The following is a 2,402-nucleotide window of genomic DNA, read 5'->3' as shown; positions in this document are numbered from 1 at the left end:
TGTCGACCGATGCACCAATCTCTCCGCTTCGCCAGCGCATGCAGCACGACATGCTCATGCGTGGCCTGGGCTCCCATACCCAGCAAGACTACGTTCGTCACGTCCGGCGCTTCGCTGTGTTCCTTGGCCGCTCGCCCGACACTGCGAGGGCTGAGGACATCCGTCGATTCCAGCTGCATCAGCATGAGAGCGGCGTCGGCCCTGCGACGATCAATGGCGCGGTCTCGGCACTGCGGTTCCTGTTCCTGGTGACGCTGAAGCGGCGGGATCTGGCACGTGTGCTGGTGATCATGCGCCATCCACGCAAGCTGCCGGACGTGCTGAGCGTGGAGGAAGCGGCGCGGCTGCTCGAAGCAGCACCTGGCATCAAGTACAAGGCCGCGCTCGGTGTCGCCTATGGCGCGGGTCTGCGCGTATCGGAGGTCGCGCACCTCAAGGTCGATGATATCGACAGCACACGCATGCTGATCCGCGTCGAACAGGGCAAAGGACGCAAGGTTCGCAACGCCATGCTCTCGCCGCAACTCTTGGAACTGCTGCGGGTGGGGTGGCGCGAAGGCAGGCGTCGCGGGGTGATGCTTCCGCATGGCTGGCTGTTCCCGGGGCGCAGTTGCACCGATCCGATCTCGTCGCGGCAACTCCATCGCGCGCTTCAGGAAGCCGCCGAAGTCGCCGGCATCCGCAAGCGCGTCAGCCCGCATACTCTGCGGCACAGCTTCGCCACCCACCTGCTCGAGCAGGATGTCGACATTCGCGTCATCCAGGTGCTGCTCGGGCACTGCAAGCTCGAAACGACAGCGCTCTACACCAAGGTCTCGACCCGGACGATCCACGCGGTCGCAGGGCCGCTGGACCGGCTGATGGCGCTGATGGAAGGCAAGACGCCGTCCGGCTGAACCGGTGCGCGCCGACCTGGAGGTCGCCGATATCTTCCGTGCTGCCGGCCCCGGATACCGGATCTCCCACGCCGGGCATCTGAGCTTGCAGCAGCTCAAGGTCATGTCGGCGATCGAACAGTGTCGCACCGCTGCATTGGGTGGTCATGTCGAAGCCTGTGCGGACTGCGGCCAATGGCGGATCGCCTATAACAGCTGCCGTAACCGGCACTGTCCCAGGTGCCAGGGCGCGGCCGCGCGTACATGGCTCGCCGAGCGCGAAGCCGACCTGCTGCCGGTCGGCTACTTCCATGTCGTATTCACGCTGCCGGCCGAAGTCGCCGAGATCGCGTTCCACAACAAGGCGCTGGTCTATGACCTGCTGTTCAAGGCGGCATCGGAGACGATGCTGACCATCGCCGCCGATCCGAAGCACCTCGGCGCGCGCATCGGCATCACTGCCGTGCTCCACACATGGGGCTCGGCAATGACCCACCATCCGCATGTCCACATGATTGTGCCGGGCGGCGGCATCGCGCCGGACGGGAGCCGCTGGATATCGTCGCGCGCGGCCTTCCTGCTCCCGGTCAGAGTACTGGGCAAGTTGTTCCGCCGCCTGTTCCTCACCCGGCTGATCGCGCTGCACGACGCCGATCGGCTCGCCTTCTTCGGCACCCTTGCTCGTCTCATCGAGCGGCAGGCCTTCCTGCGGCACCTGTCGCCGGTCCGGAACAAGCGCTGGGTGGTCTATGCCAAGGCGCCCTTCGCCGGGCCGGAAGCGGTGCTCGCCTACCTGTCGCGCTACACGCACCGGGTCGCGATCTCGAACCGCCGCCTGATCGCCTTCGACGAGGCTGGAGTCACCTTCCGCTACAAGGACTATCGCCGCGATGGTGTCGAGCGCCAGCGCGCCATGACGCTTGCCGCCGACGAGTTCATCCGCCGCTTCCTGCTCCATGTCCTGCCGCGTGGGTTCCACCGCATCCGTCACTATGGGCTGCTCGCCACCTCCGCCCGCAAGGCCAGCCTCGCACTCGCGCGCGAACTGCTGAACGTCGATCTGCCGCCCCAAGACGACACTTCGGAAGAACCGGCTGACGTCCGCCGGCCTTGCCCTTGCTGCGGCGGGCGCATGGTCGTCATCGAGAGGTTCGAACGGTGGTGCCAGCCTCGTGCACCGCCTGCCTCAAGGGCGCCGAACCGGGAGAACGCCCCATGACCCGGCATGGACCGTTTGTCCACACGGCCGCGCCACGCTGGCGCCGGTCAACGGGATGTTATGTGCACGTTGCCGTGACGCCGGTCGTCACGCACACCAATCCCGTCGGAATCAACGCTACAGGCTCTGCGACCTGGCCCGGAAGCCGCTTCCACGACATGCCCACCGCGTCCTATGCGGAAGTTCGCGACAGGCGCTGGCACACCCCGAAACACAAATCCCCATAGCTCACCGCCTGCGGCCCGCGGGTTCCTGCATCAGAGACTTTCGTACGCCTGACGGCACCCGAAACCCTTCAGCAATGTCGG

General features: G+C 66.0%; 2 protein-coding genes. Both read left to right on the top strand.

The genetic code is table 11. From position 1 onward, the window contains the following. The coding region (locus NKH60_RS34715) for a tyrosine-type recombinase/integrase (protein WP_352875089.1) at window positions 1-896 on the top strand (896 nt) is incomplete at its 5' end. 4 nt (window positions 897-900) lie between these two features. Further along, window positions 901-2,094, top strand: a complete 1,194-nt coding sequence (locus tag NKH60_RS34710) for an IS91 family transposase (RefSeq protein WP_502899704.1) — start codon at window positions 901-903, stop codon at window positions 2,092-2,094. The last annotated feature ends 308 nt before the right edge of the window (window positions 2,095-2,402 follow it).

It is taken from the genome of Mesorhizobium sp. M1006, assembly GCF_040318825.1.
Classification (GTDB): domain Bacteria; phylum Pseudomonadota; class Alphaproteobacteria; order Rhizobiales; family Rhizobiaceae; genus Mesorhizobium.
Note: the sequence above shows the minus strand (reverse complement) of the source record. Positions and strands in the feature narration are given on the sequence as shown.